The sequence below is a fragment of the Kitasatospora sp. NPDC114501 genome (assembly GCF_055633695.1).
The window spans coordinates 206,102-231,300 of the sequence record NZ_JBVKDS010000017.1; the positions used below are offsets into that span (position 1 = coordinate 206,102).

The 25,199-nt window shown below is 73.4% G+C and carries 21 protein-coding genes and 2 riboswitches; of the genes, 11 read left to right on the top strand and 10 right to left on the bottom strand.

Features of this window, described 5'->3' with window-relative positions:
* The first annotated feature begins 85 nt into the window (after positions 1 to 85).
* Positions 86 to 1,444: an NAD(P)/FAD-dependent oxidoreductase gene (locus ACZ7RU_RS29580; protein WP_470344025.1), complete on the top strand. Its 1,359-nt coding sequence runs from the start codon at positions 86 to 88 to the stop codon at positions 1,442 to 1,444.
* Between the two features lie 64 nt (positions 1,445 to 1,508).
* Here the strand turns inward: ACZ7RU_RS29580 and ACZ7RU_RS29585 are convergent, their stop codons facing one another.
* Positions 1,509 to 2,711, bottom strand: coding sequence for a GDSL-type esterase/lipase family protein (locus ACZ7RU_RS29585; protein WP_470344026.1), 1,203 nt, complete (start codon positions 2,709 to 2,711; stop codon positions 1,509 to 1,511).
* Between the two features lie 289 nt (positions 2,712 to 3,000).
* Positions 3,001 to 4,338 carry an aminotransferase class I/II-fold pyridoxal phosphate-dependent enzyme gene (locus tag ACZ7RU_RS29590; protein WP_470344027.1) on the bottom strand — a complete coding sequence of 446 codons (1,338 nt, stop codon included), beginning with the start codon at positions 4,336 to 4,338 and terminating at the stop codon, positions 3,001 to 3,003.
* 34 nt (positions 4,339 to 4,372) lie between these two features.
* Between ACZ7RU_RS29590 and ACZ7RU_RS29595 the strand changes: the two genes are divergently transcribed.
* The 6 genes from ACZ7RU_RS29595 (at position 4,373) to ACZ7RU_RS29620 (ending at position 10,070) form a co-directional block, all read left to right on the top strand.
* Positions 4,373 to 5,044 (top strand): pyridoxamine 5'-phosphate oxidase family protein, encoded by a 672-nt coding sequence (locus tag ACZ7RU_RS29595; protein ID WP_470344028.1) that lies wholly within the window; start codon positions 4,373 to 4,375, stop codon positions 5,042 to 5,044.
* Between the two features lie 14 nt (positions 5,045 to 5,058).
* The gene (locus ACZ7RU_RS29600) at positions 5,059 to 5,808 is read left to right on the top strand and encodes an FMN-binding negative transcriptional regulator (RefSeq protein ID WP_470344029.1); all 750 of its coding nucleotides are present in this window, start codon (positions 5,059 to 5,061) and stop codon (positions 5,806 to 5,808) included.
* Between the two features lie 116 nt (positions 5,809 to 5,924).
* On the top strand, positions 5,925 to 7,337 hold the full coding sequence (locus ACZ7RU_RS29605) for a sugar porter family MFS transporter (protein ID WP_470344030.1): 1,413 nt from the start codon (positions 5,925 to 5,927) through the stop codon (positions 7,335 to 7,337).
* A gap of 63 nt (positions 7,338 to 7,400) precedes the next feature.
* The gene (locus ACZ7RU_RS29610) at positions 7,401 to 8,102 is read left to right on the top strand and encodes a dienelactone hydrolase family protein (protein ID WP_470344031.1); all 702 of its coding nucleotides are present in this window, start codon (positions 7,401 to 7,403) and stop codon (positions 8,100 to 8,102) included.
* A gap of 73 nt (positions 8,103 to 8,175) precedes the next feature.
* Positions 8,176 to 9,444 carry an MFS transporter gene (locus tag ACZ7RU_RS29615; protein WP_470344032.1) on the top strand — a complete coding sequence of 423 codons (1,269 nt, stop codon included), beginning with the start codon at positions 8,176 to 8,178 and terminating at the stop codon, positions 9,442 to 9,444.
* A gap of 98 nt (positions 9,445 to 9,542) precedes the next feature.
* Positions 9,543 to 10,070, top strand: coding sequence for an HAD domain-containing protein (locus ACZ7RU_RS29620; protein ID WP_470344033.1), 528 nt, complete (start codon positions 9,543 to 9,545; stop codon positions 10,068 to 10,070).
* Here ACZ7RU_RS29620 and ACZ7RU_RS29625 read toward each other — a convergent pair.
* Positions 10,048 to 10,836 carry a CPBP family intramembrane glutamic endopeptidase gene (locus tag ACZ7RU_RS29625; protein ID WP_470344034.1) on the bottom strand — a complete coding sequence of 263 codons (789 nt, stop codon included), beginning with the start codon at positions 10,834 to 10,836 and terminating at the stop codon, positions 10,048 to 10,050. The two genes, ACZ7RU_RS29620 and ACZ7RU_RS29625, sit on opposite strands and share 23 nt — an antisense overlap.
* A 95-nt stretch (positions 10,837 to 10,931) precedes the next feature.
* The gene (locus tag ACZ7RU_RS29630; RefSeq protein ID WP_470344035.1) at positions 10,932 to 12,437 is read right to left on the bottom strand and encodes a glutamate-cysteine ligase family protein; all 1,506 of its coding nucleotides are present in this window, start codon (positions 12,435 to 12,437) and stop codon (positions 10,932 to 10,934) included.
* Between the two features lie 378 nt (positions 12,438 to 12,815).
* Here ACZ7RU_RS29630 and ACZ7RU_RS29635 point away from each other — a divergent pair, with 378 nt between their 5' ends.
* Both ACZ7RU_RS29635 and ACZ7RU_RS29640 read left to right on the top strand, forming a co-directional pair.
* Complete coding sequence (locus ACZ7RU_RS29635; protein WP_470344036.1) at positions 12,816 to 13,388, top strand: hypothetical protein; 573 nt, start codon at positions 12,816 to 12,818, stop codon at positions 13,386 to 13,388.
* 448 nt (positions 13,389 to 13,836) lie between these two features.
* Positions 13,837 to 14,028, top strand: coding sequence for a DUF5999 family protein (locus tag ACZ7RU_RS29640; RefSeq protein ID WP_188300053.1), 192 nt, complete (start codon positions 13,837 to 13,839; stop codon positions 14,026 to 14,028).
* A 120-nt stretch (positions 14,029 to 14,148) separates the two neighbouring features.
* Here the strand turns inward: ACZ7RU_RS29640 and gcvP are convergent, their stop codons facing one another.
* Complete coding sequence (gene gcvP / locus ACZ7RU_RS29645) at positions 14,149 to 17,049, bottom strand: aminomethyl-transferring glycine dehydrogenase (RefSeq protein WP_470344037.1); 2,901 nt, start codon at positions 17,047 to 17,049, stop codon at positions 14,149 to 14,151.
* 104 nt (positions 17,050 to 17,153) lie between these two features.
* Positions 17,154 to 17,286: riboswitch (glycine riboswitch) on the bottom strand.
* A gap of 1 nt (position 17,287) precedes the next feature.
* Positions 17,288 to 17,390, bottom strand: a riboswitch (glycine riboswitch).
* A 224-nt stretch (positions 17,391 to 17,614) separates the two neighbouring features.
* Here gcvP and ACZ7RU_RS29650 point away from each other — a divergent pair.
* Together ACZ7RU_RS29650 and ACZ7RU_RS29655 are read left to right on the top strand one after the other, a co-directional pair.
* Positions 17,615 to 18,799 carry a PRC and DUF2382 domain-containing protein gene (locus ACZ7RU_RS29650; protein WP_470344038.1) on the top strand — a complete coding sequence of 395 codons (1,185 nt, stop codon included), beginning with the start codon at positions 17,615 to 17,617 and terminating at the stop codon, positions 18,797 to 18,799.
* 161 nt (positions 18,800 to 18,960) lie between these two features.
* Positions 18,961 to 20,457: an MFS transporter gene (locus ACZ7RU_RS29655; protein ID WP_470344039.1), complete on the top strand. Its 1,497-nt coding sequence runs from the start codon at positions 18,961 to 18,963 to the stop codon at positions 20,455 to 20,457.
* A gap of 142 nt (positions 20,458 to 20,599) precedes the next feature.
* Here ACZ7RU_RS29655 and ACZ7RU_RS29660 read toward each other — a convergent pair whose 3' ends face one another.
* From ACZ7RU_RS29660 to ftsR, 5 genes are all read right to left on the bottom strand, one after another.
* Complete coding sequence (locus ACZ7RU_RS29660) at positions 20,600 to 22,015, bottom strand: DNA polymerase IV (RefSeq protein ID WP_470344040.1); 1,416 nt, start codon at positions 22,013 to 22,015, stop codon at positions 20,600 to 20,602.
* Between the two features lie 64 nt (positions 22,016 to 22,079).
* Entirely contained in the window at positions 22,080 to 22,820 is a 741-nt protein-coding gene (locus ACZ7RU_RS29665) for a SanA/YdcF family protein (protein WP_470344041.1), read from the bottom strand.
* Positions 22,821 to 22,896: 76 nt separating this feature from the next.
* Entirely contained in the window at positions 22,897 to 23,541 is a 645-nt protein-coding gene (locus ACZ7RU_RS29670) for a MerR family transcriptional regulator (RefSeq protein ID WP_470344042.1), read from the bottom strand.
* A 223-nt stretch (positions 23,542 to 23,764) separates the two neighbouring features.
* The gene (locus tag ACZ7RU_RS29675; protein ID WP_030303568.1) at positions 23,765 to 24,241 is read right to left on the bottom strand and encodes a bifunctional nuclease family protein; all 477 of its coding nucleotides are present in this window, start codon (positions 24,239 to 24,241) and stop codon (positions 23,765 to 23,767) included.
* 147 nt (positions 24,242 to 24,388) lie between these two features.
* Complete coding sequence (gene ftsR, locus ACZ7RU_RS29680) at positions 24,389 to 25,084, bottom strand: transcriptional regulator FtsR (RefSeq protein ID WP_470344053.1); 696 nt, start codon at positions 25,082 to 25,084, stop codon at positions 24,389 to 24,391.
* Positions 25,085 to 25,199: the final 115 nt, after the last annotated feature.

Here is a 25,199-nt window from a genome sequence, read left to right on the forward strand (position 1 = left end):
TCCGCCCCTCCCCAGTGGCAGCCCCCGCTGCTCCGTGCGAGTGTGGCGGACAGTAATGGGGACCTTCACGGCAAAGGGATGAGCGATGGAACGACCTCGGATCCTGATCGTGGGCGGTGGCTTCGCCGGCCTGGAGTGCGCTCGCCGCCTCGAACGCAAGCTGTCACCGTCGGAGGCCGAGATCTCGCTGGTCACGCCGTTCAGCTACCAGCTCTACCTCCCCCTCCTCCCCCACGTCGCGGCCGGCGTCCTCACCCCGCAGTCCGTGGCCGTCTCCCTGCGCCGCTCGCTGCGCCGCACCCACATCGTCCCCGGCGGCGCCATCGGCGTGGACCCGGCGTCCAAGGTGTGCGTCGTCCGGAAGATCACCGACGAGGTGGTGGCGCAGCGGTACGACGTCCTGGTGCTCGCCCCCGGCAGCGTCACCCGCACCTTCGACATTCCCGGCCTCACCGACTACGCCCGCGGCATGAAGACGCTCGCCGAGGCGGCCTACGTCCGCGACCACGTGATCGCCCAACTCGACCTCGCCTCCGCCACCGTGGACCAGAAGGAGCGCGAGTCCCGGCTCCAGTTCGTGGTGGTCGGCGGCGGTTACGCGGGCACCGAGACCGCCGCCTGCCTCCAGCGGCTGACCACCGCCGCCGCCCACCGCTACCCGCGCCTGGACGCCCGGCAGATCAAGTGGCACCTGATCGACATCGCCCCGAAGCTGATGCCGGAGCTCGGCGACCCCCTCGGCGAGGCCGCCCTGGAGGTGCTGCGCGACCGCGGCATCGAGGTGTCGCTGGGCGTCTCGGTGGCCGAAGTCGGCGCCGAGACGGTCAAGTTCACCGACGGCCGGGTGCTGCCCTGCCGCACCCTGATCTGGACCGCCGGGGTGGCCGCGAGCCCGCTGATCGGCACCCTGGACGCCGAGACGGTCCGCGGCCGGCTGGCCGTGACGGCGGAGATGCGGGTGCCGCAGTTCGAGGGCGTGTTCGCGATCGGCGACGCCGCCGCCGTCCCCGACCTCGCCAAGGGCGACGGCGCGGTCTGCCCGCCGACCGCCCAGCACTCCGCCCGCCAGGGCCGCGCGGTCGCGGACAACGTGATCGCCTCGCTCCACAACCAGCCCCTGGAGCCCTACTACCACAAGGACTTGGGCCTGGTGGTCGACCTCGGGGGCAAGGACGCGGTGTCCAAGCCGCTCGGTGTGGAGCTGCGCGGGGTGCCCGCCCAGGTGGTGGCGCGCGGCTACCACCTGATGGCGATGCGCACCAACGCGGCCAAGTTCCGGGTGGGCGCCAACTGGCTGCTCAACGCGACCGCCGGCGACGACTTCGTCCGCACCGGCTTCCTCGCCCGCCAGCCCGCCCGACTCCAGGACTTCGAGTACACCGACGCGTATTTGACGAAGGATCAGGTCCGCGCGCACGCCCAGTCGCTGCTCGCGAAGGGCTGAGCACCGGACGCCGCACGGTCCGGCGTCCCCGCCGCCCTGGCCGCGGGGGCGCCGGACCGTGTGGTCACCGTGCGGTCAGGTACATCCCGTTCGCGTCCTGCCCGGCCGTGTTGCGGCACGCGTAGTCACCGCTCGGACGCGCCCACAGCAGCGTCAGGCAGCGCCCGACCGCCTGCTGGCCGTAGTAGTTGGGGTGCATCGACTCCTGCAGCACGCCCTGCGTGGAGTTGAGCCCGCCGTCCAGGAAGCGCGCCCACTCGCTGGTGGTCGCGGACGGGCCGGAGGCCGCGGTCGGCTGCCTGGTGGCCGTCGAGCAGACCTCGCGGCCCTGGAGCATGTCCGACAGGTCCAGGAACTGCGCGCCCTTGGCGGCGGCGACGCCCGCCAGCGACCGGGAGATCTGCGGCACCATCGAGTCGCGGGCCCAGTCGGCGTCCCCGTCCCAGAACGGGCAGCCGCCGGTGTCGGAGCGGGTCCAGCCGCTCTCCGGGTAGCGCATCTCGGCGCTGCGCGGGATCGGCGACGGGTAGGACTGCAGCACCAGGCGGTAGTCCGACCGCGCGTAGCCGGCGTCGGCCATCACCGCACGGACCTCGTCGATCGCCTTGCCGACCCCGGCCATCGCCGCGGGCATCCTCGCGTCGATCTGGGACTGCGCGGAGCCGTGGCAGTACGAGTACCAGATCAGGTAGTCCTGCACGCAGGTGGAGATGATGTCGGCGAAGCCCAGGTCGTTGCCGCCGATCGACAGGGTGATCAATTTGACGTTGTTCTGCCGCGCCACGGTGGCGAGTTGGTCGGCCTGCGGGGCCTCGCCCTTGTACGACTGGCCGCCGTTGGAGGCGCGGAAGAGGTTCGCGGTGACGGCGCCGGAGCAGGCCAGGTCGATCTCGTTCTGGGCGCCGGTGGAGGCGCTGAGCACCTCGGCGACGTCCGAGCGGTCGCACCCGCTCGTGGCGGTGGCGCCGTAGATCTGCGACGGGTCGTACGAACTGCCGGTCCAGGCCCGGTCGGTGCCGTTGCGGCTGCCGCTGGTGCCGGCCGAGTTGCCCTTCCAGCGGCCGGCCTCGCCGGAGATGTAGCTGTCGCCGAGCGTGACGCTGGCGGTGGGCCCGGACGGCACGACGGCCACGGCGGACGGGGTGGCGGAGGCCGGCGAGGCGACGGCCAGGCCCGCGACGGCGAGCGGGAGGGCGAGCGCTGCGGTGAGCAGCCGCCGGGCGGGGCGAGGGGCGCTGCGGGTGATGTTCGAACGGTTCTCGGGCACTGCGGAACTCCTGCGGCTCGGTCTTCCCGTGGCATGGGGAACGGGAGGAGGCCTGGGTGAGGGTGAGCCGCCGGCCGGTGGCGCGATGAAGATGACATGCCCGCGCTGGTTACCGCTAGGTAGCTGCACGAGGTTTCCGCTTTGTTACCGCCGGGTTCAGACCAAGCCCGCGGCCGACGACCGGACGCCGCCCGCGGTTCACACCCGCCACACCCGCCCCACCTGCCCTACCCACCCCCGGCCCCGAGGCTCCGAGCTCGGGGACTCGGGGACTCGGGGGCTCGGGGGCTCACACCAGCCGCGACCCGCCCCCGCCCGTCCCCAGCACCGCCGCCAGGTCCTCCGCCAGGTCCCGCGCCTGCGCCGCCTCCAGCCGCGCCGTGGTGAACCGCAGCCCGGGCGGCGACTGGATCCGGTACCGCGCGCCGGGCGCCGCGACCCAGCCGCGCTGCACCAGTGCCGCCAGCACCGAGGTCTCGTCCGGCACCGGCACCCAGACGTTCAGCCCGCTGCGCCCGTGCGCCGCGATCCCCCGGACTGCCAGCTCGCCCAGCAGCGCGTCCCGCCGGGCCCGGTACGCGGCGGCCACCCGGTCCGCCGGTGCGGCGTCACCGCGCCACAGCTCCGCGACGGTGCGCTGCAACAGGTGGCTGACCCAGCCGGCGCCCAGCCGCAGCCGGCCCGCCACCCGCCCGATCGTCTCCTCGTCGCCGACCGCCACCGAGACCCGCAGGTCCGGCCCGTACGCCTTGGCCGCCGAGCGCACCACCGCCCAGTGCCGGGTGTCGGCGCCGACCAGTGAGTGGTACGTCTGGTCGACCATGCCGTGCCCGTGGTCGTCCTCGATCAGCAGCACCCCGGGGTGCTCGGCCAGGACGGCCCTCAGCGCTTCGGCCCGCCGCGCGGTGAGCGCCGCTCCGGTCGGGTTCTGCGCCCGGCTGGTGACCACCACGGCGCGGACGCCCTCGGCCAGCGCCTCGGCCAGCGCGCCCGGCAGCGGGCCCTCGTCGTCCAGCCGGACGGGCACCTGCCGCAGCCCCAGCGCGGGCAGCAGGTCGAGCAGGCTGCCCCAGCCCGGGTCCTCGACGGCCACCGCGTCGCCGGGGCGCAGCCGGGCGCCGAGGATCCGTTCGATGGTGTCCAGCGAGCCGGAGGCCACCGCGATCGGGCCGCCGGGCAGGCCGTCGGACTCGAAGGAGGCTCGGGCGAGCGCGAGCAGCAGCGGGTCGACGGCGGCGTGCCCGTACAGCACCGGGTCGGTGCGCGCGGCCTCGGCGGCGGCCGCCAGCGCCGGGGTGAGGTCGGGCAGCAGGGCCGGGTCGGGGTTGCCGGTGGACAGGTCGCGGGCGTGCGGCGGGACGGGGATGCGGATCTGGTCGCGGGGGGTGAGCGCGGGCCTCGGCAGGATGCGGCTGCCCTTGCGGCCGGCGGTCTCGATCACGCCGCGGTCGCGCAGCAGCCGGTAGCCGGCGGCGACGGTGTTGGGGTTGACGCCGAGTTCGGCGGCGAGGTCGCGCAGCGGGGGCAGCGCGGTCCCGGGGGCGAGCCGGCCGCTGGTCACGCCCTGTTCGATGTGGGCCGCGATTTCGCTGGCGCGTCGCCCTTTCAGCGGATAGTCTCCTAGCACAAAGTCAATTATGCACTAGTACATAGAGGATGTCATGTCAGCCACCCCGGAAGGTTCGCCCAGCTACTCCCGCACGCCCAGGACCACCCCCACCCGCTACCGGGACCGGGCCACCTGGGAGCAGGAGGCGATCCACGCCATCCTCGACAGCGCCTACATCTGCCACCTCGGGTTCGTCGTCGACGGCGCCCCCGTGGTCCTGCCGACGATCTACGCCCGGGTCGGCGGCCGGCTCTACGTCCACGGTTCCACCGGCAGCCGCCCGCTGCGCAACGCCTCCGGCGAGCAGGGCATGCCGGTCTGCGTCACCGTCACCCAGGTCGACGCGCTGGTGCTGACCAAGTCCGCGTTCAACCACTCGGTGAACTTCCGCTCGGTGGTCGCCCACGGCACCGCCTACCAGGTCACCGACCCGCAGGAGCTGGACGTCGCGCTCGCCGCCCTGGTCGACCACGCGGTGCCGGGGCGCTCCGCCGAGGTCCGTCCGGCCAACGCCAAGGAGCTCGCCGCCACCGCCGTCATCCGGCTGGAGCTGGACGAGGTCTCGGCCAAGACCCGCGAGGACGGCGCCGACGACGACCCGGAGGACGTCGGCCTGCCGCACTGGTCCGGCCTGATCCCGGTCACCACCGTGCACGGCACCCCCCAGCCGCACCCCGGCACCACCGTCCCGCTCCCCGCGCACCTGCGCGGCTACCCCCGCTGACGGGAGGCCCACCCGTGCTGATCCGATCCTGGGACCGCGGTGACGAGGCCGAGTGGCGCGCCTGGCTGGCCGAGGGCCGGGACTTCGGCGTGCTCGCCGCCAACGGCCTGCCCGGCGAGGGCCCGGTGCTCGTCCCCACCCACTTCCTGCTGGACGCCGACCGCGGCGAGATCCTGCTCCACCTCGCCGCCCCCAACCCGCTGCTCGCCGCCGTCCGGGCCGATCCGCAGGTCACCCTCGCGGTCACCGACGGCTACGCCTTCGCCCCGGGCCACTGGCGGGGCGCCCCGGGCACGCCCACCAGCTACTACGCCTCGGTCCACTTCCACGGCACCGCCGAGGTGGTGGAGTCGGCGGCCGGCAAGGCGGAGATCCTCAACCGTCAGCTGGCGCACTTCCAGCCGGAGACGCCGGAGGTCCGGGTGGTGCCCGGCGAGGGCGAGTTGGCCCGGCAGCTGCCCGGCCTGCGCGCGCTGCGGTTGACGGTGAACGAGGTGCGGGCCAAGTTCAAGTACGACGACAAGAAGCCCGCCGAGGCGCAGTACGCGATCGCCGACCGGCTCGCCGAGCGCGCCGACGGCGGCGGGCGCGGCCGCGACCAGTACGCCGCGGCCCGTACCCAGTTGCTCCGCCGTCACCGGCGGCGCACGGCCGAGCCGCCCACCGCGCCGAAGGGCACCACCGGCCCCCTGGACGACGCCGGGCGCACCGACCACGCGCGCGGCACCGACCCGCGCACCGAGCGGCCGCGCGCCGCCGGCTGACCCCGGATCACCCGGTCGGCCGCCAGCTCGGGCAGGTCGGCCGCGGCGCTGCTCGAATGTGAGACGAGCCCTGCCCACTCGGCGCCAGAGCGGGCCCGTCCACCCCGGGAGCGCGTGTGTCCTCAGTCAACAGCCAACGGGCGGCCGGTGAGGCCCACCTCGGTCACGTGGTGTTCATCTCGGCGGCCGCCGCCATGGGCGGTTTCCTGTTCGGCTACGACAGCGCGGTGATCAACGGCGCCGTGACGGGCATCCAGAAGCACTTCGCGGTCGGCCACGGCACGACCGCGTTCGTGGTGGCGATCGCGCTGCTGGGTTCGGCGGCCGGCGCGGTGATGGCCGGCCGGCTCGCCGACCACCTCGGCCGGGTGCGCACGATGCTGCTGGCCGCCGCACTGTTCGCGGCCAGCGGCATCGGCTCGATGTTCCCGCCGAACATCGAGGTCCTCGCCACCTGGCGCGTGGTCGGAGGCATCGCGATCGGCATCGCCTCGGTGATCGCGCCGACCTACATCGCCGAGGTCGCCCCGACCGCGTACCGCGGCCGGCTCGCCTCCTTCCAGCAGATGGCGATCGTGCTCGGCATCACCGTCTCCCAGCTCGCCAACTGGGCGCTCAACCAGGCGGCCGGCGGCGAGTCCACCAGCCACCTCGGCGGCGTCCAGGCCTGGCAGTGGATGCTCGGCGTCGAGGCCATCCCGGCCCTGGTCTACGGGTTGATGGCGCTCGCCATCCCGGAGTCGCCGCGCTTCCTGATCGCCGACCACCGCGAGGCGCAGGCCCGCAAGGTGCTGGTCGAGGTCGAGGGCGAGGGGGTGGACCTGGACGCCCGGGTGGCGGAGATCCGCGCGGTGCTGGAATCCGCCCGCAAGCCCCGGCTCAGCGACCTGCTCGGCGGCCCCTTCGGCCTGCTGCCGATCGTCTGGGTCGGCATCGGCGCCTCGGTGTTCCAGCAGTTCGTCGGCATCAACGTGATCTTCTACTACTCGTCCTTCCTCTGGCAGTCGGTCGGCATCAACGAGTCCAACTCGCTGCTGATCAGCCTCTCCACCTCGATCATCAACGTGATCGGCACCGTGATCGCGATGGCCCTGGTGGACCGGATCGGACGCAAGCCGCTCGCCCTGGCCGGCTCGATCGGCATGGCGGCCGCGCTGGGCACCGCCGCCTGGGCGTTCTCCTACCGGCACGGCACCGGCGACGCCGCCACCCTGGACGACACCCACGCCACCGTCGCGCTGATCGCCGCGCACGTCTTCGTGCTCTGCTTCGCCTTCTCCTGGGGCGTGGTGGTCTGGGTGCTGCTCGGCGAGATGTTCCCCAACCGGATCCGCGCCCTGGCGCTGTCCGTCGCCGCCTCGGCGCAGTGGATCGCCAACTGGGCGATCACCGTCAGCTTCCCGGACCTCGCCGACTGGAACCTCTCCGCGACGTACGTCATCTACGCGGCCTTCGCCCTGCTCTCCATCCCGTTCGTGGCCTTCTGCATCAAGGAGACCAAGGGCCGCGCCCTGGAGGAGATGGGCTAGCACCCCCGGGGCCCGTCCCACCGAACCCCCGCCGTACCCGGCCCGACCCACCGAGAGGAAGCCATGCCTGACCAGGGCGGCTCCCGGCAGAACGTCACCTTCCCGAGCAACGGCCGCACCGCGCACGGCTACCTGGCCCGTCCGCCGCAGGGCGTCGGGCCGGGCCTGGTGGTGGTCCAGGAGTGGTGGGGGCTCACCTCGCACATCGCCGACATGGCCGACCGCTTCGCCGCCGAGGGCTTCACCGTCCTCGCCCCCGACCTGTTCGGCGGCGCCACCACCCACGACGGCGCCGAGGCGGCCCGGTTCGAGCGCGAGCTCCCGGTCGACCGGGCGGTGGAGGACCTGGCCGGGGCGGTCGACCACCTGCTCGCGCTGGACGGCGTGGTCGGCGACGCGGTCGGCATGGTCGGCTTCTGCATGGGCGGCGGCTTCGCCCTGCTGCTGGCCGCCCGGGCTGGCGACAAGGTGGCCGCCGTGGTCCCGTTCTACGGCCTGCCACCCGACCCGGACTTCGACTACCGCGGCCTGACCGCCCATGTGCTGGGCCACTTCGGCGAGTCGGACGGCTCGATCCCGATGGACGCCGTGGACGAGGCGGCGATCCGGATCGGCGAGGCCACCGACGTCCGCCCGGAGGTCCACTTCTACCCGGCCGGGCACGCCTTCATGAACGACGAGAACCTGCTCGGCACCTACGACCCGCTCCAGGCCCGGATCGCCTGGCGCCGGACCCTCACCTTCCTCTGGGGCCACCTCGGCTGAAACCCCACCCCTCCGGGCGTCCCGGTAGGAAAAGCGGATGGACACCCGTACGGCCCCACGGCATAGTCACCGGGTGCCGACCCCACCCCCGCCCCCACGCCGCTTCGCCTGGGCGAGCCGCAACTTCCGCATCCAGACCGCCGCCACCGTGATCAGCGGCCTCGGCAACGCCGGCGCCCCCATCGCCACCGCCTTCGCCGTGCTCGGCACCGGCGGCGGCACCACCGAGGTCGGCTACGTCACCGCCGCCCGGCTGGTTCCCACCGTGCTGCTCATGGTCGTGGGCGGCACCCTCGCCGACCGGCTGCCACGCCACCTGATCATGGTCGCCGCCAACGTGTTCAGCGGGGTCTCCCAGGCCGTCCTGGCCGCCCTGGTGCTGACCGGGGACGTCCGGCTCTGGCAGATGCTGGCCCTCTCCGCGGCCGGCGGGGCCGGCTACGCCCTCTACTCCCCCGCCTCCGGCGGCATGATCATGCAGGCCGTCCCCCAGGAGCACGCCGCCCGCGCCTTCGCGGTCTTCCGGATGGGCCTCAACGCCTCCCAGATCGGCGGCGCCGCCCTCGGCGGCGCGCTCACCGCCGCCGTCGGCCCCGGCTGGGTGCTCGCCCTGGACGCCCTGTGCTTCCTGGTCGCCGCCGCCCTCCGCTTCTTCCTGGAGCCGGAGAAGGGCCCCGCCCCCTCCGGCAGCAGCATGCTGCGCGACCTGCGCGAGGGCTGGCGGGAGTTCGCCTCCCGCCGCTGGCTCTGGGTGATCGTGCTCCAGTTCTCCGTCCTGGTCGCCTGCATCAACGCGGTCGAGTCGGTGTACGGGCCGACGGCCGCCAAGGAGCGGCTCGGCGGGGCGGGCGCCTGGGGCCTGGCGATGTCCGCCTACGGTGTCGGCCTGGTGGCCGCCGGGCTGCTGATGACCCGCTGGCGGCCCCGCCGGATCCTGCTGGTCGGCAACTGGGGGGTCTTCCTGTTCGGTGTGCCCGCCCTCGCCCTCGCCGCCGAGGTGCCGTTGCCGCTGCTGGTCGTCGCGATGTTCCTGTCCGGCCTCGGCGTCACCGTCTTCAGCGTCAACTGGATGGTCGCGCTCCAGCAGGAGATACCCGAGGAGATGTTCTCCCGGGTCAGCGCGTACGACGAGCTGGGCTCCTACTCGCTCGCCCCGGTCGGCACCGCGCTGGCCGGCCCCGCCGCCGTGGCGCTCGGCCTGTCCGGCGCGCTGTGGGCGTGCGCCGTCGCCTGTCTGGTGCTCAGCGCGGTCGTCCTGCTGGACCCGCAGGTGCGTCGGCTGAGCCGCCGGAGCACGGCGGACGCACCGGTGCGCGTCGACGAGCCCGCGCCCGCCCCCTGAGCGCCCGCGCGCCCCGCGTGCGCCCGCCCGTGGGCAACCGGAGGTGCGCGAGGGGCGTCCGACCGGTCAGGAAACACCACCGTCTCTGGGGGCCACCGGTGCCGAAGCCACTGCTGTTCCTGGACGTCGACGGCGTCCTGAACCCGGTCTGCCCGCACCCGGACGCCGGATTCGACGCCCACACCCTGTTCGGCTACACCGTCCTGCTGTCCGCCCGGCACGGCGCCTGGCTGCGCGAGCTCACCGGAACGTACGACCTGGTCTGGGCAACCACTTGGGAGGAGCACGCCAACACCCACATCGCCCCGGCGATCGGCCTGGACCCGCTCCCGGTGGTCACCCTCACCGGCTACGTCCCGCGGCCCGGCGACCCGCGCGTGCCCCTGATGGAGCTGTTCTCCGCCGCCAAGTGGGCCCCGCTGCTGCGCTACGCCGATGGCCGGCCGTTCGCCTGGGTGGACGACGTCATCCCGCCACGGCTGGTCCGCCGCTCCCACTGGCGCCGGGACCGCCTGCTGCTGCCCGTCGACCCCGGCCAGGGCCTGGAGCGCCGGCACGTCGACCGGCTGCTCGCCCGGCCGCCGCGCGGCCAGGCGCAGGCGCTCAGGGGGTCGGCAGCCAGCTGACGTGCCCGGCCAGCAGCGCGTACCCGACGAAGGCCACCGTGTCGATCAGCGCGTGCGCCGCCACCAGCGGCATCACCCGCCCCCAGCGCCGGTACAGCAGGCAGAACACCGCGCCCATCACCATGTTGCCGACCATCCCGCCGACCCCCTGGTACAGGTGGTACGAGCCGCGCAGCACCGAACTCGCCACCACCGCCGCCGGCCAGGACCACCCCAACTGCCCGGCCCGGCGCAGCAGGTAGCCGAGGACGACGACCTCCTCCAGGATCGCGTTCTGCCAGGCCGACAGCACCAGCACCGGCACCCGCCACCACACGTCCGGCAGCCCGGACGGCGCCACCGTCAGGTTGTACCCGGCCGCCTGCGAGGCCAGGTAGAGCGCCAGCCCCGACCCGCCGATCGCGGCCGCGACGGCGGCGCCCCGCCCCAGGTCGCGCAGCTTCTGCCCGAGGTCGAAGCCCAGCACCCGCAGCGCGACGCCCTCGCGCACCAGCAGGTAGCCGACCAGCACCACCGGCATCAGCCCGCGCCCGACGTAGTACAGCTGCCACACCAGGTCCAACCAGGGCCGCCCGGGCGCCCGCGAGCCGTTCAGCGTGGCGACCTGCTGGCCGAGCTTGAGCGGTTCGGTGAGCGAGCCGGCGAAGCTGATCAGCGCGCTGACCCCGCTGGCCCCGAGGGAGAGGCCGAGGACGATCAGCAGCTCCACGCCGAACAGCCGACGGGTGGGCTTCGCGGTCTCCGGCGCGGTCGGGACGGTGGTCACGGGGGCTCCAGCGGACGGGCGGTCGCTCCGGCCGTCGGCCGACCGCCGGAGCGATCATCCTGACACAGCCGCCGGACCGCCCCGGCGGCGAGGTCTCAGCCCACCGGCCAGGTGTGCACCGGCTCGCCGCCGCGCATGTGCTCGGCGTAGCGCCTGGTCATCGCCGCGAGCGCGGCCGGCCGGTCCATCCCGTACTTCTCGCGCAGCCGGTGGAAGGTCGCGGCCTGCCAGGACGCGCCGTTGGTGCGGCGCAGGCAGCGCTGCTCGATGATGCCCAGGTAGCGGTCCCGGTCGGCGGGCTCCACGCCCCACTCGTCGAGGCCCTGGTAGGCCATCGGCAGCAGCTCGTTCAGCACCAGGTCGACGGCGGACACGGTCTGCAGCCCGCCGCTGCGCCCGGCCCGTCCGGGGCGCGGCCACTGGAACACCGCGTCGATGCCGTACCGGGCGCCCTGCTGGAAGTTCTCGTCCGCCCGCCCGAACGGCAGCCGGGTCCAGATCGGCCGGGGCTGCTCGGCGAGCACCCGCACCAGCCCGTAGTAGAACGCGGCGTTGGCCAGCGTGTCGGCGACCGTCGGCCCGGCCGGCAGCGCCCGGTTCTCCACCCGCAGGTGCGCCACCCCGCCCGCGACGTCGTACACCGGGCGGTTCCAGCGGTAGATGGTGCCGTTGTGCAGCCGCATCTCGGCGAGCCTGGGCGCGCCGCCGGAGGCCAGCACCTTCAGCGGGTCCTCGTCGTCGCAGATCGGCAGCAGCGCGGGGAAGTACCGCAGGTTCTCCTCGAACAGGTCGTACGCCGAGTCCACCCAGCGCTCGCCGAACCAGGTGATCGGCCGCACGCCCTGCGCCTTGAGCTCCGCCGTACGGGTGTCGCAGGCCTGCTGGAAGAGCACCGGACGGGTCTCCCGCCACAGCTCCCGGCCGAACAGGAAGGGCGAGTTGGCGCCGAGCGCGAGCTGCGGCCCGCAGATCGCCTGGGCCGCGTTCCAGACCGAGGAGAACCGCTCCGGGGTCACCTGGAGGTGCAGCTGGAGCGAGGTGGCGGCGGCCTCGGCCACCATGCTGATCGACTCCAGCTGGAGGTGCTCGACCCCCTCGATGTCCAGTGCGATGTCCTCCCCGCGGGCGGCCAGGACCTGGTCGCTGAGCAGGCTGTACCGCTGGTTGTGGCTCATCGCGTCCAGCCCGGTGTGGGCGTGTTCCAGGGTCGGCAGGATGCCCACCATCACGATCCGGGCGCCCACCTCGGCCGCCCGCCGGTCGGCGTAGCGCAGCCCGGTGTCCATCTCCTCGCGCAGGTCCTCGAAGACGTGCCCGCAGAGCCGGTGCGGCGTGATGTTGACCTCGATGTTGAACCGGCCCAGCTCGGTCTGGAAGTCGCTGGAGCCGATGGCGCTCAGCACCTGCGCGTTGTTCATGACCGGCAGGCCCTGCTCGTCGGCCAGGTTGAGCTCGATCTCCAGGCCCACCACGGCCCGCGGCCGGTCGAACCGGCCCTCCTGGAGCATCCGTCCGAGCGCTTCGAGACAGGCGTGGAGCTTGCGCCGGTACTGCTGCCGGTCCGCCAGTTCCGCCCGAGTCGCCACGACCTTCTCGCCCACCGGTCCCCTCCTCCAGAGCCACCCCGTCGAGCACCCGGTCGACCGACCGTGCAAGCATCATGCCCACCTCGAAGATCGATACCCGAACGCGCGTACTGGCTTGCATTGCAAGGCATCTGACGGAGAATCAGGCGAACTGTGGACTTGCCCGGCGCCACTGCCTGTGATAAACAGATCACCCTGCGCACCTGTTCGAATTCGCACAGCGCTCCGGCCGGCCCGCCCGCTCCGAACCCCTCGTCGACGGCGGCGACCGTGCCGAGCACCGCGATCCTGCACAACCGGACACCGCCGGGCCCCGTCACCGAGGACGCGTCCCCCGCCACGCCGGTATGCCGCACTCGCACGCCGATCTCGCTTGGAGAGGCGGACCCCGCCATGACTCTGCAAACCCCCCAGCCCCCACCGAGCGCCCTGCGCGCGGTCCTGGGCGCGCTCGACTCGGAGACCGCACTGCGCCAGCCCGCCGCCGCAGCCCTGCGCCATCCGACCGGTCCACTGCTCCCCGCCCACCCGCTCGCGGTGCACGTCCTGAACGGCCCGCGTCCGGAACTGCCGGCCGCCCGCCGCACCGGCTGGCGCTTCCTGATCAAGGACGGCGCCGAGGTGGCCGCCGCCGCCGAGGTGGTGCAGAGCGCCGAGGGCCACAGCTTCTCCCACTTCACCGCCGGCCCCTACCTCGACTCGACGGTCCGGGCTCTGCGCGAGGCCTGGCAGCTCGCGCAGAGCTCCCGGACCCGCCGGCAGCCCCGGCTGCTGACCTTCCCCGGCCAGTACGCCACGGCGCTGTGGCTGCACAGCCCCGACGCCGACCCGGCCGCCGACCTGCTGATCCCACTGGCCCCGGCCCCCCTCGGCGTCACGGCCCACCGCGCCTACCCGGCCGCCGAGTTGCTGCCGCTGCTCGTCCGTGCCCCACTCGCCCGGCCGCTGCTGCTCGGCTCCTCCTGACACCCACCGACGACCCCGGGGGCCGCCGGGCCCACCCGCCCGGCGGTCCTCGACCGCGCCCGCCCGGCGGCCCTTCGCACCCGCGCAGCCGCCCGGCCCGCCCCGAAGACCCTCACCCGAACGGCGACCACCCGATGGGGCCATCCCGCATGGCCCCACCGGGCCATGCCCCGGCTGACCCACCGGTGCGTCTTTTCCCGTCGGCCCCACCTGAACGGGTGATCTCTGCCCGGGAGTTGTGGCGCATGTCACGAAATCCCTGCGCGCGGGTCCCAGGATGCCGACACTGGGAACCAGCGTGGAAGGACCACCTGTCCTACCCACTTGAACGCCGGTCCACACCTGGCCGGCGTGCGGACAGGATCCGACCACCGCGGCGGTTCCGGACGGTACGACCTCCGGCGACCGCACCACGGGGAGGATCGCAGAGCGAAGCGAGGGTACGCGTATGTGCCAGCACCGTCCTGAGTGCCCGTCGGCCGAGTCCGAGGACCGCGAGGCGGCCGCGTCGGTGGCCCGCCACCCGGAGCAGGGCTGGAGCCTGCTCTGCAACGGCGTCGTCCTGTTCGAGGACACCGGAGAACTGCTGCCCGACGGCCGGGTGATCGCCCCGCGCCGCCCCGTCGCCCACGCGGCCTGACCACCCGGTCCGTCCGTACGGCGGGGCAGCCGCCGACTCGACCGGCGCAACGGGCAGGGCCCCGGCGGAAACTCCGCCGGGGCCCTGCCGTCCGACCCGGCCCCTCGTGGGCCGGTCCGGTCAGACGCCGTACTCGTCCAGCGGCGGGCAGGAGCAGACCAGGTTGCGGTCGCCGTACGCGCCGTCGATCCGGCTCACCGGCGGCCAGTACTTGTCGGCCGGGTTCACACCCGCCGGGAAGACCGCCTCCTGCCGCGAGTAGCCGTGCGCCCAGTCGCCGGCCAGCGCGGCGGCGGTGTGCGGGGCGTTGCGCAGCGGGTTGTCGTCGGCCACCCACTCGCCCGAGCCGACCTTGTCGATCTCGGCCCGGATGGTGATCATCGCGTCGCAGAACCGGTCGATCTCGTGCAGGTCCTCGGACTCCGTCGGCTCGATCATCAGCGTGCCGGCCACCGGGAACGACATCGTCGGCGCGTGGAAGCCGTAGTCGATCAGGCGCTTGGCGATGTCGTCCACCGTCACGCCCGTCTCCTTGGTCAGCGGGCGCAGGTCGATGATGCACTCGTGCGCGACCAGCCCGCCCGGGCCGGTGTAGAGCACCGGGAAGTGCGGCGCCAGCCGCTTGGCGATGTAGTTGGCGTTCAGCACCGCGACCTGGGTCGCGCGCTTGAGGCCCTCGCCGCCCATCAGCCGGACGTACGCCCAGGAGATCGGCAGGATGGCCGCCGAACCCCACGGCGCGGCCGAGATCGGGCCGACGCCGGTGGCCGGGCCGGCCTCCTCCTGCAGCGGGTGGTTCGGCAGGTACGGCGCCAGGTGGGCGCGCACCGCGACCGGGCCGACGCCCGGGCCGCCACCGCCGTGCGGGATGCAGAAGGTCTTGTGCAGGTTCAGGTGCGAGACGTCCGCGCCGAACTTGCCCGGCTTGGCGAGGCCGACCAGGGCGTTCAGGTTGGCGCCGTCCACGTACACCTGGCCGCCGGCCTCGTGCACCAGGGCGCAGATGTCGGTGATCTGGGTCTCGTACACGCCGTGGGTGGACGGGTAGGTGACCATCAGCACGGCGAGGTTGTCGCGGTGCTGCTCGATCTTGGCCTTCAGGTCGTCGACGTCCACGTCGCCGTCGACCAGGGTCTTCACCACGACCACGCGCATGCCGGCCATCACCGCGGAGGCCGCGTTGGTGCCGTGCGCCGAGGACGGGATCAGGCAGACGTCGCGCTGGGTGTCGCCGTTGGCGTGGTGGTAGGCGCGCACGGCCAGCAGACCGGCCAGCTCGCCCTGCGAGCCCGCGTTCGGCTGGATCGACACGGCGTCGTAGCCGGTCACCTCGACCAGCTGCTGCTCCAGCTGGCGGATCAGGGTCAGGTAGCCCTGGGCCTGGTCGATCGGCGCGAAGGGGTGCAGCTGGCCGAACTCCGGCCAGGTCACCGCCTCCATCTCGGTGGTCGCGTTGAGCTTCATGGTGCAGGAGCCCAGCGGGATCATGCCGCGGTCCAGCGCGTAGTCCCGGTCCGACAGGCGGCGCAGGTAGCGCAGCATGGCGGTCTCCGAGCGGTGGCTGTGGAAGACCGGGTGGGTCAGGTACTCGTCCTCGCGCAGCAGCGCGGCGGGCAGCGCGTCGGCCGCCTCGGCGACCTCGACGGCGGGGACGCCGAACGCGGCCCAGACACCGGCCAGGTGCTCGCGGGTGGTGGTCTCGTCGGTGGAGACGGAGATCCGGTCCTCGCCGTCCTGGTACAGGTTGATGCCGTTGGCGCGGGCGGCGGCGGCGATCTCGGCGGCACGGCCCGGGACGACGGCGGTGACGGTGTCGAAGAACTCGCCGTGCAGCAGCTCGACACCGCCGGCCCGCAGGCCCTCGGCGAGGGCGGCGGCGTAGCGGTGGGTGCGGCGGGCGATGTCGGCCAGGCCGTCCGGGCCGTGGTAGACGGCGTACATCGAGGCCATCACGGCGAGCAGCACCTGGGCGGTGCAGATGTTGCTGGTGGCCTTCTCGCGGCGGATGTGCTGCTCGCGGGTCTGCAGCGCCAGGCGGTAGGCGCGGTTGCCGTCGGCGTCGACGGAGACGCCGACCAGGCGGCCGGGCAGCGAGCGGGCGTACTCGGCGCGCACCGACAGGTAGCCGGCGTGCGGGCCGCCGAAGCCCATCGGCACGCCGAAGCGCTGCGAGGTGCCGCAGGCGATGTCGGCGCCCAGCGAGCCCGGGGACTTGAGCAGGGTCAGCGCGAGCAGGTCGGCGGCGACCGCGACGACCGCGCCCAGGCCGTGCGCCTGCTCGATCACCGGGGTGAGGTCGCGGACCACACCGGTGGCGCCGGGGTACTGGAGCAGCACGCCGAAGACGCCGCGCTCGGCGATCTCGGCCGGGATGCCCTCGGACAGGTCGGCGACGACGACCTCGACGCCGGTCGGCACCGCGCGGGTGTTGATCACCGCGACGGTCTGCGGCAGGGTCTCGGCGTCGACCAGGAAGACACCGCCCTTGACCTTGGTGACGCGGCGGGCCAGCGACATCGCCTCGGCGGCCGCGGTGCCCTCGTCCAGCAGCGAGGAGCCGGAGGTCGGCAGACCGGTCAGGTCGGAGACCACGGTCTGGAAGTTGAGCAGCGCCTCCAGCCGGCCCTGCGAGATCTCCGGCTGGTACGGGGTGTAGGCGGTGTACCAGGCCGGGTTCTCCATGACGTTGCGCAGGATCACCGGCGGGGTGAAGGTGCCGTAGTAGCCCAGGCCGATCATCGGCTGGAGCACCTGGTTGCGGCCGGCCAGCTCGCGCAGCTCGGCGAGGACCTGGGCCTCGGTCCGGCCCGCGGGCAGGTCCAGGGCGGTGATGGAACGGATCGCCTCGGGCACCGCGGTGGCCGCGAGCTCGTCCAGCGAGCCGTAGCCGACGGACGCCAGCATCTTCTCCTGCGCGGCGGCGTCGGGGCCGATGTGGCGGTTCTCGAAGGGGCTGGCCAGCTCAAGCTCGGTGAGGGTCGAGGCGCTGGTGGGGCGTCCCGCGTTCGGCTGGGCGTTCATGGTGGTCGAGGCCTCCTGGTCACGGACCGGCGGGGGTACGCACGCCGGCCGGTCGACACCACTGCGCACAGCGGACGAACCGGGGCGGGCGGACCCGACAGGCCTCCCCCTCTGTCATCGGGACCTGAGAGCTTCACCCGCACGGAGCGCTGTGGGCGCCCCGCCGGCTTGCACCGTCGGTGAGGGAGGTGATCGCCGGCTCCCATGCCGACGCTCCTGCCCTGCTTTCCAGAGTGACCTACCCCACACGGTACGGATGCCTGAGAGATTCCGGGGAGGAGTTGCTCCTTCGGCGCCCCGACCAGCGGTTTTCGTGTCGGAGACTCTCCCGAGCGGGCTCTGCGGTCGCCGCCCAGGGTACCAGCGGGAGGGCCCCCGATCACGGGTGCGTCAGGTCACTCGAGGTCTACGCGCGTCCCCCGGACGGTCCAGCGCGCCGCCCGTCCGGGCGCACCCCGGTCGCGACCGTCCGATTCATGGCTTTTGGTGTGAAGTGGCGACCGGAACGGGTGCTCCGGCCGCCTTTCTGCGGGACTTCCGCAGGCTCAGCGCACGGGAGGAAAGAGTGCAGACCGACATCGACCCACGGGACCTCATCGGTCACAAGGCCGTCGACCGCAACGGAGACAAGATCGGCACGGTCGACGAGGTCTACCTGGACGACGCCACCGGCCGGCCGGAGTGGGCCGCGGTCCGGACCGGCATCTTCGGCCGGGACGCCTTCGTCCCGCTGACCACGAGCGAGTTCTCCGGCGAGGAACTCCGGGTGCCGTACGACAAGTCGTTGGTGAAGGAGTCGCCGGACTTCGGCGTCGGCCAGCACCTGTCCCCCGCCCAGGAGCTCCAGCTCTACCGCTACTACGGGCTCGACACCCCGATGGACGGCCGTCCGAACGGCGAGAACGGCAGCCGCGCCAAGCAGCCCGACCTCGACTTCGGCACCACGGCGGCCGCCGCCACCACCACGGCCGCGGCGGCGCCGGCCAAGCCGCTCACCTTCCACACCCCCGAGCGCTCCCCCGAGCCGGCCCCGGCCAGGACCCCGGTCCCCACCGCCGCCGCGCCCGGCCCCACCGCCCCGACCCTCACCGCCGCCGCCGCCGACACCGCCAGGACCGCCCCGGAGGCCGACATGCGGACCCTCAGCACCCCGTCGACCACCACCACCCCGCACACCACCACCCCGCCCGTCGCGCCGGCCGCGGAACCGAGGCCGCAGTCGCAGCCGGCCTCCGCGCCCGCCCCGGCGGCGACCACCCCCACCACGACCACGACCACCACCGCGAGCGCCGGCTCCGCCCCCAGCGGCCCGGTCGAGATCACCTGCCGCGAGGAGCGGTTGGAGATCACCACCGAGTGGCACACCCTCGGCACCGCGAAGCTGCGCAAGTACGTGACGACCGAACAGGTCGAGCGCCGCGTCCCGGTGGTCCGCGAGCGCGTCCGGGTCGAACGGATGCCGGTCAGCGAAGCCGAACGCGCCGCGCTCACCGAGAAGGACATCGCCGAGGCCGTCGAGGAGGTCACCCTCCGTGAGGAACGCGCGGTGGTCCGCAAGCACCTCGCCCCCATCGAGCGGGTCCGCCTGATCGTCGAGCGGTACACCACCGAGGAGGTGGTCCGGGAGGAACTCCGCCGCGAGCACGTCGAGGTCCACGACACCACCGCCGGCCACGCTCCCGGCTCGCCGACCGACTCGACCCCGGCCGCGGCCTCGTCCCGCCCGGCCCCGCTACGGCCGCTCGTCTGACAGCCCCCCGCGCCAAGGGGCCCCGGACACCGTCCGGGGCCCCTTGGCGCGTACCCGACCGTTCCTCTTTGCCAAAGCTTAACCACTCGATATTTGACACTCTGAAGTATCACCCTGCATGGTTACTTCAGTTCATTCACTATGTACGAGAGGAAGCAACCGTGAGTGAGGCACCACAGCCCACCACCGCGGCCGAGAAGCAGAGCAGCTCCCGGGTCCTGCCGGCCCTCATCCTGGCGATGCTGTCGTTCAGCGTGGTGCAGACCGCGGTCGTCCCGATCCTGCCCTCGCTGGCCAGGGAACTGAACGTCTCCGCGTCCAGCATCACCTGGCTGATGACCGCCAACCTGCTCTCCGCAGCCGTGCTGACTCCTCTCCTGGGTCGCTTCGGCGACCTCCGGGGCCGCAAGCCGATGCTGCTGATCTCGCTGGCCGGCCTGGTCGCCGGTTCGGCGCTGGCGGTCAGCACCCACTCCTTCACCTGGCTGGTCGTCGCCCGCGTCCTCCAGGGCGCAGGCGGTGGCGTCCTGCCGCTGGCGATCAGCATCGTCCGTGACGAGCTGCCCAGGCAGAAGGTGACCGGCGGTGTCGCCGCCATCAGCGCCTCGATGGGCGTCGGCTCCGGCCTCGGCCTGGTCGCCACCGGCCTCCTGCTGGAGCACTGGGCCTACAAGTCGATCTTCTGGATGGGCCTGCTCTTCGGCCTGCTCGCGCTCGCCCTGGTCGCCTTCCGCGTCCCGACCGACCCGGTCACCGACAAGGAGGGCGGCGCCGACCCGCTGGGCGCGATCACCCTGGCCGGCTGGCTCTCCGCACTGCTGGTCGCGGTCAGCCAGGGCAACCACTGGGGCTGGACCTCCAACAAGACGCTCGGCCTGTTCGCCGTCGCCGCCGTGGTCGCCCTCGTCTGGGGGATTATCGAGACCAAGGTCGCGCACCCGCTGGTGGACATGAAGATGATGGCCCGTCCGGCCGTCGCCTTCACCAACATGGCCGGCCTGCTCATCGGCTTCGGCATGTACGGCTCCTTCATGGTCATCAGCAACTTCGCCCAGACCCCGGAGAAGCTGGCCCACTACGGCTTCACCGCCACCGTGCTGCACGCCGGCATCATGCTGCTGCCGTCGGCGATCGGCTCGATGGTCGCCGCCCCGGTCGGCGCCCTGCTGATCGCCCGTCGCGGCCCGCGCCTGCCGCTGGTCCTCGGTGGCGTCCTCGGCGCCGTCGCGATGGCCTACCTGGCCGTGCGCCACGGGCGCGAGGGTGACATCTACACCGCCTCGGCGATCTTCGGCCTCGGCGTCGGCCTCGCCTTCGCCGCGATGCCGGCCTACATCAACGGCGCCGTCCCGGCCGAGCAGAGCGGCATCGCCAACGGCATGAACTCCGTGCTGCGCACGGTCGGTGGCGCGATCGGCACCGCCGTCATGGCCGCCATCCTGACCGGCGACCTGATCAAGCTGCCGCCGCAGATCCCGGTCTCCCTGCCCACCCTGGACGCCTACAAGCACGCGTTCTGGACCGCGGCCGTCGTCTGCATCGTCGCCGGCGTCGTCCCGTTCCTGATCCGCGGCTCCAAGTCGGCCGCCACCCCGACCGCCGTCGGCGGCTCGGCCCAGCAGGACTCCAGCCCCACGCTGGTCAAGACCGACGCCTGACGAGGCGTCCGGCCCCCGCGCTCAGGGACAGGGCGCGGGGCCCCGGCCTCCGTACGTCGCGAGGGCATCACGAACGTACGGGGTCCGGCACGGTGATCGGCCCCACCCGGTACTCCCCCACCGGGTGGGGCCGCTTCGCGTTTCAGGCCCCCTCGGCCGACCCGCCGTCCGCGTCCGCCGCGCCGTCCTCCCCCTCCTCCTGCCGCAGCGGCAGCGCCCGGGACGGTTCGAGCGCGGGGTCGTCCACCGCGAAGGTCCGCACCCGCCCCGGCCCGCTCCACGGCGTCTCGAACCGTACGGTGACCCTCCCGACGCCGCTGCCCTGCACCCAGCCCGGCCCGAACTCCTCGTGCCGAACGTCCTGTCCGGGCATCCAGCGCCGCACCACGACGGCCTCCGGCTCCTCCTCGGCCTCCACCGCCTCGGCCACCGCCTCCGCCTGCTCCGCGGCCTCCTCCCGCAGCGCCTGGGCGAACAGGTCCTCCTGGGTGTAGTCGGAGAGCTGGGCGACGCCCACACCGAGCAGCCGGACCCCGCCGGTGATGTCCACCTGCTCGGCCAGCCGGCGCGCGGTCGCGGTGATCACCGCCTCGTCGTCGGTCGGGCCGCCGAGCGTCTCCGAGCGGGTCAGCGTCGAGAAGTCGAACCGCCGCACCTTGAGCACCACCGTGCGCCCCGAGCGCCCGGCCGCCCGCAGCCGCCGCACGCACCGGCCGGCCAGCGCCTCCACCTCGCGCAGCACCCGCTCCCGGTCGGCCAGGTCCACCTCGTAGGTGTCCTCCACCGACACGGACTTGGCGTCCTGGTCGGCGATCACCGGCCGGTCGTCCAGCCCTATGGACATCTGGAAGATCCCGGCGCCGTGCGCCCGCCCGACCAGCTGCACCAGCTCCGCCTCCCCCGCCTCCGCGAGGTCGGCCACCGTGTTCAGCCCGGCCCGGCGCAGCACCTGCTCGGTGGCCGGCCCGATCCCGGGCAGCGCCCGCACCGGCATCGGGCCGAGCACGGCCCGCTCCTCCCCGGGCTCGATCATCACGAGGCCGTCCGGCTTGGCCTGCTCGGAGGCGATCTTGGCCATCAGCTTGGACCCGGCCGCCCCGACCGAGCCGGTCAGCCCGGTCAGCCGATGGATGTCCGCCCGCAGGTCCTCGGCCAGCGCCAGCACCAGCTGCTCGCCGGTCTCGTGGTCCGCGTCCAGCAGCGCCGGGCCGTACGGACCGGCCTCCAGGTCCACGAAGGCCTCGTCCAGGCTGAGCGGCTGCACCAGCGGGGACAGCTGCCGCAGCAGCCCCATCACGATCTCGCTGTTCTGCCGATAGGCCTCGAACCGCCCCGACAGGAAGGCGGCGTTGGGGCAGAGCCGGCGCGCCTGGGCCATCGGCATCGCCGAGTGCACCCCGAACCTGCGCGCCTCGTACGAGGCCGTGGAGACCACCCCGCGCCCGCCGAGCCCGCCGACGATCACCGGCTTGCCGCGCAGGCTCGGCTTGGCCGCCTGCTCCACCGCCGCGAAGAAGGCGTCCATGTCGAGGTGGATGATGCTCGGCAGAGATCGCACCCGCCGATCATCGCGTACGGGTCCGACAGTGCGTACGAACCCGGCCGGACGGCCTGCCCGGCCGCTACCTCCGCGCCGCCTGCGCCAGCGCCTTCGGGATGCCGTCCTCGGTGGGCCCGAGGAACAGCGGGTCCGGCCGCAGCCAGGCGTCGGCCGCCGCCTTGCCCGCCCCGGCGACCTCCCGCAGCCCGCCGTACAGCCAGGTCGCGTCGTGCAGTTCCGGCACCCCGACCGCGTACGAGCGGATGCCCGCCGCCTCGCACAGCGCCAGCGCCCGGCGGACGTGGAAGTCCTGGCTCACCAGCACCGCGTGGTCCACCCCGAAGATCCGGCGCGCCCGGGTGCAGGAGTCCCAGGTGTCGAAGCCCGCGTAGTCCCGCACCACCCGGTCCTCGGGCACCCCGTGCCGCGTCAGGTAGGTGTACATCGCGTCGGGCTCGTCGTACTCGACCCGCCCGTTGTCCCCGGTCACCAGGATCGCCTGCACCTTCCCCTCCCGGTACAGGTCCAGCGCCGCGACCAGCCGGTGCTCCAGGTACGGCGAGGGCCTGCCCCGGTCCAGCCCGGCGCCGAAGACCACCGCGACCGGAGCGGCGGGCGCGCTCTCCACGGTGCCCACCCGGTCCCCCGCGGCGAACCACACCCAGGCGCTCGGCGCCAGCGCCAGCGAGCAGAGCACCGTCGCGGCCTGGAACACCCTGCGCTGGGTCCGCCGCTGCCGCAGCCGCGTCGCCAGCAGCCCGGCCCTGCGTCGCAGCAGCCCCGATATCCCGGTGCCGACCTCCACGTGCCCTCCCTCGATCACGTCAACCAGGGAACACGACGGGGCCGCGGGTCCGGACGGTTCCCCGTCCGGACCCGCGGCCCCGTCGGACGACCGGTCAGACCGCCCGGTTGCGCCGCTGGGCGAGCTCGTCGGCCGGATCGTGCCCGACCAGGGTCTCGCCGGTGTCGGTGCGCTCGGCGTGCAGCCGCCCGAGGGTGAGCTCCAGCTCCTGCCAGACCGCTCCCACCGCGATGCCGAACACCCCCTGACCGCCCTTCAGCAGGTCCACCACCTGCTGCGGCGTGGTGCACTCGTACACCGTCGCGCCGTCGCACATCAGCGTCATCCCGGCCAAGTCGGCCTGGTCGGCGGCCTGGAGGTGGGCGACGGCCACCCGGATGTTCTGCAGCGAGACGCCCGCGTCGAGCAGCCGCTTCACGATCTTCAGCAGCAGGATGTCGCGGAAGCTGTAGAGCCGCTGGCTGGTCGACGGGTACGCGGTGCGGACGCTGGGCTCCAGCAGTCCGGTGCGGGCCCAGTAGTCCAGCTGGCGGTAGGTGATGCCGGCCGCCGCACAGGCCGTCGGGCCCCGGAAGCCGAGCAGGTCGGACGTCGGGGACAGCCGCTCGATGGCCGGCTGGCCCGGTTGCACGGCCGGGAACCTGCCCATCCGGGGGAGATCCGTCACGGTACGAGCGGTGCGCGGCATGTGCACGGCGCACCGGCCTCCCACGGCCGCGTCGTCGCCGGTGCTTCTCATGCCTGCCTCCGTCCACTCGTGCTGCGGGCAACCCGACTGCGGGCATCAGCCACCCGGACAGCCACTCCTGACGGTAGGCAGTCCCCTATGACCCGTCAACGATCGCCACGCCGGGTCAGACAAGCCACATCACTCAGGAGAGTGGTTTTTCGTGCCCCTAGTGTGGGTAGATGGACGATTTTTGGCAAAACGGTGGGCCGAACGGCCGCACGGTCGGGCCCCGCTACTGCGGGCCGCTGCCCCCGAAGTCCTCGGGCGACACCTGGTCGAGGAACTCGCGGAACTTCTCGACCTCGTCCTCCTGCTCGTCCGGGATCGCGATGCCCGCCTCGGCGAGCACCTCCTCGCTCCCGTAGATCGGCGTGCCGGTCCGCAGCGCCAGCGCTATGGCGTCGGACGGCCGGGCGCTCACCTCGACCCCGCCGGCGAACACCAGCTCGGCGTAGAACACGCCCTCCCGCAGGTCGGTGATCCGGACCTCGGTGAGCTGCTGGCCGAGCGCCTCCAGGACGTCCTTGAAGAGGTCGTGCGTCAGCGGGCGCACCGGCGTCATGCCCTGCTGGGCGAAGGCGATCGCGGTCGCCTCGCCGGGGCCGATCCAGATCGGCAGGTAGCGATCTCCCCCGACCTCCCGCAGCAGCACGATCGGCTGGTTGGAAGGCATCTCCACTCGGACACCCACGACGTCGAGCTCATTCACACAGGCAACCCTATGGCTCCGCTCCCGGATATGAAAGCGCAGGGCCGACGCCGCTGGTCAGCGCGGTGCAGCCGGTGCCGCGGGGCACGGGCAGGGCGCCAGGGTCTGTCCTCAAACGCCCCGCAGACGCGAGTTCGAGGACAGGCCCTAGCTCCGGGCCCGCAGCCCGGCCTGGACCATCGCCGCGTGCAGCCGTACGGACAGCGTGGCGAGCTCCCGGGCGGTGGCCTCCGCGTGCGCCCTGGTCTGCGGGTTCCGGTGCCGGCGCAACGGCGCCACCACCTGCTCCACCAGCGCGATCTCGCGGTCCGCCGCCGCCTTCATGGCCCGCAGGTGCCGGGGCTCCAGCCCGTACCGGCCGAGTTCGGCGACCAGCCGGGCCACCTGGAGCGCCTCGCCGTCGTAGCCGCCGTCCGGGCCCGGGGCGACCAGCCCGTAGGACTCCCACTCGGCCAGCTCCGGCTCCCCCGCCTCGGCCGCCGCCAGCAGCTCGGCGCGCCCCAGCCGGACGCCGGAGGGCACCTCGCCGGCGGCGACCAGTTCCCGGTCCGCCTCCTCCACCGGACCGGGACGGGTGTCGGCGGCGGAGGGCAGCGCGGGCGGGCTCTCGCCGCGCTCGATGGCGTCCAGGTGCTCGCGGATCACCCGCAGTGGCAGGTAGTGGTCCCGCTGCATGCGCAGGACGTACGCCAGCCGCTCGACGTCGGCCGGACTGAACTTGCGGTACCCCGAGGGCGTGCGCTGCGGCTCGACCAGCCCCTCCGCCTCCAGGAAGCGGATCTTGGAGATGGTCACCTCGGGGAAGTCGTCGCGCAGGAAGGCCAGCACCGCGCCGATGCTCAGCAGTTCGTCGGCGCCGCGCCGGCGTCCTACGGGCCGCTCGGCCCGGACCGGCTGCCGCGGGCCCGCGACCACCCCGCGCCCGCCGCGGTCCGCCTGCGGACCGGACGCGGTTGGG